Origin of the sequence: Endozoicomonas sp. (genome assembly GCF_031844845.1) — a bacterium.
In the GTDB taxonomy this organism is placed as follows: domain Bacteria; phylum Pseudomonadota; class Gammaproteobacteria; order Pseudomonadales; family Endozoicomonadaceae; genus Endozoicomonas.
Genome location: NZ_JAVRMB020000163.1, coordinates 1 through 7,054 on the forward strand (window position 1 = coordinate 1; position 7,054 = coordinate 7,054).

The 7,054-nt window shown below is 49.6% G+C and carries 8 protein-coding genes; 1 reads left to right on the forward strand and 7 read right to left on the reverse strand.

The genetic code is table 11. The annotated features are described in order from the left end of the window. From RM811_RS08350 to RM811_RS08380, 7 genes are all read right to left on the reverse strand, one after another. A partial coding sequence (locus tag RM811_RS08350) for an acyl-CoA dehydrogenase family protein (RefSeq protein ID WP_402522850.1) occupies positions 1-575 on the reverse strand: 575 nt, incomplete at its 3' end. 1 nt (position 576) lies between these two features. Continuing rightward, on the reverse strand, positions 577-1,368 hold the full coding sequence (locus RM811_RS08355; protein ID WP_402522852.1) for an enoyl-CoA hydratase family protein: 792 nt from the start codon (positions 1,366-1,368) through the stop codon (positions 577-579). Positions 1,369-1,409: 41 nt separating this feature from the next. Continuing rightward, positions 1,410-2,492, reverse strand: coding sequence for an NAD(P)H-dependent flavin oxidoreductase (locus RM811_RS08360; protein ID WP_402522853.1), 1,083 nt, complete (start codon positions 2,490-2,492; stop codon positions 1,410-1,412). After that, entirely contained in the window at positions 2,492-3,409 is a 918-nt protein-coding gene (locus RM811_RS08365) for an enoyl-CoA hydratase (protein ID WP_402522854.1), read from the reverse strand. Before RM811_RS08365 ends, RM811_RS08360 begins: the two co-directional genes overlap by 1 nt. A 90-nt stretch (positions 3,410-3,499) precedes the next feature. Continuing rightward, positions 3,500-4,336: a CoA-transferase subunit beta gene (locus tag RM811_RS08370; RefSeq protein ID WP_402522855.1), complete on the reverse strand. Its 837-nt coding sequence runs from the start codon at positions 4,334-4,336 to the stop codon at positions 3,500-3,502. A gap of 19 nt (positions 4,337-4,355) precedes the next feature. Further along, entirely contained in the window at positions 4,356-5,231 is an 876-nt protein-coding gene (locus RM811_RS08375; RefSeq protein ID WP_402522856.1) for a CoA transferase subunit A, read from the reverse strand. A gap of 68 nt (positions 5,232-5,299) precedes the next feature. Continuing rightward, the gene (locus RM811_RS08380; protein WP_402522857.1) at positions 5,300-6,196 is read right to left on the reverse strand and encodes a VOC family protein; all 897 of its coding nucleotides are present in this window, start codon (positions 6,194-6,196) and stop codon (positions 5,300-5,302) included. A gap of 441 nt (positions 6,197-6,637) precedes the next feature. Between RM811_RS08380 and RM811_RS08385 the strand changes: the two genes are divergently transcribed. After that, positions 6,638-7,054: lyase family protein (locus RM811_RS08385; protein WP_402522859.1), on the forward strand; the 417-nt coding region annotated here is incomplete at its 3' end.

Sequence of the window (7,054 nt, forward strand, 5' to 3'; positions counted from 1 at the left end):
TCCAGAGGCACAAGAATAAAGGTAAGGCCTTTATGGCGACTGGAATCAGGGTCCGTCCGAAAAATACCGAAAGTCCAATCTGCCCAGACGGCACGTGTCGACCAGGTTTTCTGACCATTAATAATATAATGGTCATCTACCCGCTCGGCTTTGGAACGAATGGCGGCCATATCAGAGCCTGCACCAGGCTCAGACCATCCCTGGGCCCAGACTTCTTCACCGGTGGCCATCTTGGGAAGAAAGCGAGCTTTCTGCTCTTTGGTGCCAAACTCCATCAAGGTAGGTCCCAACAGAAAAATACCGTTTTGATTCACCCGCGCCGGCGCACCGGAACGATAATATTCTTCTTCAAAAATCAGCCATTCAATCAAATCACAGCCACGCCCACCCAGTGTTTCAGGCCAGGTGACCATGCCCCAGCGGCCATCGTTCAGCTGGGCTTCCCACTCACGATGCTGACGAAAACCTTCTTCAGTATCGAAGGACTGCAGAGGCTGAGCAGGTACATTTTGAGCCAGCCAGTTTCGCACTTCCTCTCGAAAGGCGTTTTGACTGTCGGTATATCTGAGATCCATATTATGCCCCCGTGGCTTCCTTAGCATTTGCGTCTTTTGAAGAGAACGACGCTTCCCTTTTATCAACGAACGAGTCTCTGGCCTCCTGAGAGTCCGGAGAAGTATAGGCCTCCAGGGTAAAGCCCTGTTCCCAGCGGTATTTGGCTTCGAGACTGCCATCTTCAATACCCGTCAGGGCTTCTTTCGCCAGTTGAATCATTTTTGGGCTTTTTGCAGCAATCTTTGCGGCAATTTCACGGGCGGTATCCAGCAACTGATCTTTCGGAACAACCCGCTCAATAGCGCCAAGACGATAAGCTTCCTGAGCATCAATCATGTCACCGGTAAAATACATGTAACGTACTTTCTGGACCGGGAACATTCTCTGCAAATGGGCACCACCACCCATCGCACCCCGATCCACCTCAGGGACGCCAAAACGTGCACATTCTGAGGCCACAATAATGTCTGCCGCCCCGGAGATACCAATACCTCCGCCAAGAACAAACCCATGAACGGCAACAATCACCGGTTTAGGGTTCAGATGAATCGCTTCAAAGCTATCGTAATTCCCCTTGTTCACCTTGACGATCAGGCTGCCATCTTCTGCCAGTTCCTTGATATCAACTCCGGCACAAAAACCCCGCCCATTGGCGGCAATAATGATCGCACGAACATCGTCGTTCTTTCCGAACGCTTCTATCTCAGCAGCAATATCAGCCCAACCCTGACTGGTGAATGCATTAACAGGTGGGTGGTCAAAAATGAGTTCAGCCACCCCCTGCTCGATGGAAACATTAAATGGTTTGCTCATTATTCTTATCCCAACTCGAAAGTACTAAAGGTGCAGGCCTGTTACGCCTCACACACCTCTACCGTTTTATTCGTTTCCAGGCTATTCAGCCTTACCATTTGCTGCCTGGCTTCCTGCATGATTTCCTGAATCAGTTCTTCACAGCTCAACAAGCTGTCGATAGTACCGGCAACCTGACCGGCAGGCAGAACCCCTTCACCAGGGAGTCCATCAACCATTGCCTTCTGAATAACCATGGGTGCATTAGCCGCCATGATGGTCTGAGCAGCCGTCATCTGTCCTTCACCGCGCATCTGCAGTGCGGTTTTCAGCATGCTGATCATTGACATGCCGGTATATTTTCTAAAAGCCAGACCATTGCTGATGGCCAGAATCAATTTCTTCAATGCCCCGGCTTTTTCCAGCTCGGCCAGAAACTCGTTGGTAATCATCCGCTGAGGCATTCCATCAATGGCCTTACTGACAATAATGCTGGCGGGATTGCTGGTTTTGACATAACGATCCAATGTGGCTGCCGGTACCGGGCTGTCTTTAGTCATCAGAAAACGGGTACCCATAGCGATACCTTCTGCGCCATAGGCAAGGGCTGAAATCAACCCTTTCCCATCCTTGAAACCACCGGCTGCGACAACAGGTACATCCAGAGCTTCAACGACCTGGGGCAATAGAATCGAGGTAGGTACCGAGCCGGTATGTCCACCGCCTTCCCCTCCCTGGACAGTGATAGCATCAGCACCCATTTCCACCGCTTTAATGGCGTGTTTCAGTGCTCCGACGGTGGGGATACAAACGACACCTGCAGCTTTTAGCTGAACCACCATTTTCTTGCCCGGAGAACGGCTATAACTAACGGCTCTGACGCCATGGCGCACCACCATATCAACAATCTCAGACGCATTAGCCTGATACATGTGAAAGTTCACACCAAAGGGCTTATCTGTCAGCTTTTTGGTTGCCAGAATGGCCGCTTCCATCTCTTCCGGAGGAATCGTCGCCCCGGCAAGAAAACCAAAAGCACCCGCATTACAGGTGGCTGCTACCAGTTTCGGGTCAGCAACCCAGCCCATGGCAGTCTGAATAACCGGATACTGGCAACCTAATAATTTCGTCAGACGGGTTTCCATTATGCTTCCGCCTTCTTTTTCTCGGTCTCTTTTTGCGAAGCGGCCATGGATTTGCCATCAAAGCCAGCCAGCCGATCGCCAGAAACGAGCTCATTATGAGCATGGGCAAAATGATGCAGACCAAACGCCATATCCATGGTCGTGCGCTTACCCATCAAATCTTCTGCATTGTTCACAGCCTGTTTGGTCAGCTGTAGTCCCAGGCGTGGCATTTTTGCGATTCGTCCGGCAATAGACAGTGTTTCCTCTTCCAGCTCTGCCCGGCTGACAATCCTGTTGAGCATTCCCATCTGATAAGCACGCTCAGCAGGCATCCGCTCTCCAAGGAAGAGGAACTCTTTGGCAATTCTCGGGTTTAATTCATGGGCATGGGCAAAGTATTCAACACCCGGAATGCCCATTCGAACGACAGGATCAGCATAGAAGGAGTCATCAGACGCAATAATCAGATCGCAGACCCAGGCCAGCATCAGGCCACCGGCAACACAGGCTCCCTGAACCATGGCAATGGTTGGCTTGGGAATTTCCCGCCAGCGACGACACATGCCCAGATACACTTCCTGCTCACGGGCATAAAGAAACTCGCCACCGGGCTTATTGGTGTGGTCATACCAGAGGCTGGCACGATCAAAGGTCTTGTCTACATCCCGCCCCGGTGTACCAATATCATGGCCAGCAGAAAAGTGTTTACCCGCCCCTGCCAGGACAATCACCTTAACATTGTCGTCATCACTGGCACGCCGGAATGCGGCATCCAGTGCGTAGGTCATTTTTGAGTTCTGCGCATTGTTATATTCAGGACGGTTCATGGTCACAATAGCAACGTTGTCACGAACTTCGTAAAGAACTACTTCCTGATTCTCTGCTTGAATGTCGCTCTGCACATCAGAGTTATTATCGTGTTTATTATCCGTCATCGCCTGATCCTCAAGCGGGTCTGAGCGACCCACCTTATGCGTTTATTACTTCTTTTTATCCACACAACACCCGTCTTTCGATCGGACTGTTTACTGACGGCGATCCCCCGGGGGGTTATCTTTTACCTGTTTTGCCCTGAGGTTGTGCGGGTCAAGCTGTCTGATGACCTCAAGTTGCGCTTGAGTCGGTGCCGACGTGACGGGCACATCACCCTCTACATGCACTTCAAAACCCGTATTTTCCAGCACCTGTTCCACGTTGATACCCGGATGAGTGCTTAACAGGCGAAGCTGGTGATCTGGACCATTCCAGTCCATAACACAAAGGTCACTAATCACCAGACGTATGTCGATTTCATCCAGTGAGTAGCCTTTTGGTAACCTGTCCGGGTTGTAGCCAATAGAAGCCACCACATCACACTCACCACTCACAAACACCCTGGTGTTGTGACTGGGAACAAAAAAGCTATTGGCATGACTGATTGAGTTACCGGGAAAACCCCGAACACCCAGCATCTGCACTTTAGGCTGTTCATAAGTGCCTCCCAGTGCAGAAATATTGGCCTGTCCATAGCGGTCAATCTGAGTAGGCCCTACCATTGCATGGCGCTTACTGCTCCAGACATTGTCAAAAATTCTGGAGAACCCCATCCAGGTTTCATTCTTCTGAACAAAACCTTCTTCACGATTACCCACAGGGTTTGGCTCTGAAAGCAACCAGGCTTCCGAGTCTGTCATCATCAGATCAGAATTAAAGGTCTTCATAGCCAGACTGGCCGCAAGACGCGGGATCAGGCCAATGCCTGTTGCCAGCACTTCACCATCATGGCGAAAAGCTTCAGCGCCTGCACAGATCATCAGTTCAGCCAGCGAGTATTCTGTAGCCACGCTTTCTTTTACAAGATCAGCGTTTACCGGATTAGTCATAATCTACACTCCACCTCAATCAATAAACCGGCAACGGCAGTTGCTTGATAGACTCCAGACCGCCGACTTTGGTCTGGTATTCTTCTTCACTGAAATTTTTAATGTACTTATCGAAGTAAGCCTCGAAACCACCGTCTTTTGCCGAAGCGTTGTACTCTTTGAAGTGAGGAATATCAAAGCCATAGAGAGGATCACACGACGTTGGGTGTGCGCCACCGGGCTGCAGGCATACGCCACTGGTCATGGAACGTTCCCAGAAAACATACCGGGATTCGTCAGGGTTATTAAAGTAATCCGCATCAACCAGTTCATCACAGGTTACGAAAGTCTTCTCTGCAGCCCTTGCGAACCAGTCATCCATATAATGATCGGAGCCCTTAATCTGGCATACACCACGCTCATCAGCACGATCTGCATGCAGCAGAGACACATCCAGTTTCAGGGCTGGCATGGCAACCCACTCTTTCTCATCATAAGGACTATCAATCACCTTGATATCCGGATTGACGCGAATGACATCAGTACCCAGTCCAATACGGGTTGGAATATAGGGGCATCCCCATGCTGCAGCCCTCAGGCCCAGCAGCATCATACCCTCATCAATTTCCATCACTTCAATTTCGCCCTTCTGGCGAGCCTGACGAAAATAGGGTTCAAGAGGGATAAAATCGAGAGAAACGAACGCAAAAACAACCTTCTTCACCTTACCGGCAGCACAGAGCATACCGACATCAGCACCACCATAGGCGACGACTGTCAGATCTTTAAGGTCTGAACGAAGAATCTCGCGAATCAGAGCCATTGGCTTACGCCGTGGGCCCCAGCCCCCGACCCCAATAGTCATACCGTCCTGCAGTTCAGCAACGATATCTGCAGCGGTCATGCGTTTGTCCATGAAGTACACCTTTTGTTGTTTTTATGATGAGCCAGTCTTAACCGTCTGATTCCTGTTATTCACAGTGCTTATTTGAAGCCAACACTGAAGTCATGTCCCCAGTGACTGACGACGGTGCTTTCAAAAGCGGTATGCTCATCCCAATCAATAACACGGCCACCGCAGCCGTATTCCATATCGAAGCCGGAAGGCGTCTTCATATAGAAAGACGTCATTTCATCATTGGTATGACGCCCCAGTGTTGCAGTCAGCTTAATTCCGTTGGCAACCATGCGATCCATAGCCCGCCCTACTTCGTCCATATCACACACTTCCAGCATCATATGAACACAACCTGAAGGTACCGACGCTTCGAAGATAGCCAGTGAGTGATGGCGCCCATTACCACAGTGCAAAAAGTGCAGGCGTTTTTCCGGCTCGTTTGGATCATCAGTGAAACGAACTTTCATCAGGTCGGACAACCCAAAGCCCAGAACATCGGTATAAAAAGAACGACTGTTGTCGAAGGCGGGGGTTGGCAGAACCGTGTGACCAAGCCCTAACCCATCAGAAACAAACGATTTGACGCCTACCGGTGAAATAAAGCGGGCAAAATCCAGTTGAGGCCCCCAGAAAATTTCATGGCGATTACCATCCGGATCACAGAACTTAATCAATTCCTGAACCTTCCGGACTCTGGCTTGTTCAGATGTACCATGCACCACTTGCACATCCGCTTTATCCAGATCGTCAATAGCCTCTAAAAAAGCTTCAGGACCAGCCACTTCCCAGCCACTGACACCGTAACGATCCTGATCAGACTTCTCTACAAGCATTCGATAGTTACGGTCATCCATTTTCAGATAGAGCGTATTGTCGTCAGAATCCTCTGTCAGCATCATCCCCAGCACCTGGGTCCCATACTGACGCCATTGTTCAAGATCCGTTGACTCTGCAGTCACATAGCCCAGTCCGCGAATATCCATAACACCTGCCTCTTAAAAAATGCCGCTGGACAGACCTGCTTAACCGGACACTTCTGACCATGCATCATTTATTTATATTCGATTGGTTATCAGTTAGCAGGCGACCGTGCCTGACTGTGATTGCCACTGATTAAATCGTTTGAGGGATGAGGAATCATCGTCCAAGGGGACTAACACAGTCCTCTTATAACAACAGGACAAACAACAAGAAAAACAGTATGAAAGAGTGCTTTTTAACCTGATCAAAATTGATACAGATCATCACTTTTTTAACTTTTTGATAACTTTTGTTTTAGTTAGGTAGTACTTCTTATTGCTGATAATTATGGACAGGAACAGAATTATCTCAAGCAGTCTGCTACTCCCAAGCGTAAGAAACTTTTCCTGCAGACTGAAGATTTTTTCCAGTGCCAAGTAAGGCTCGATCCAAGGCTACAAGTAATGACTGATCTGACCCAATACCGAATTGAACATGACCTTCTGGGTGAAGCTCCAGTACCAGAAAATGTTTACTATGGCATTCAAACACAACGTGCCGTAGAAAACTTCCAGATCAGTGGTGTCCAGCTGAACCACTACACCAATCTGCCAAAGGCTCTGGCCATGGTTAAAAAGGCCTGCGCACTGGCCAACCGTGACCTGGGCATGCTGGACGCACCAAAAGCTGAAGCTATTTCTGACGCCTGTGACGAAATTATTGAAGGTCACCTGCACGATCAGTTTGTCGTTGATATGATTCAGGGTGGTGCCGGTACTTCCACCAACATGAATGCCAACGAAGTTATCTGTAACCGTGCCCTGGAACTGATGGGCCACCGTCGTGGGGAATACCAGTTCCTGCATCCGAACACCCACGTC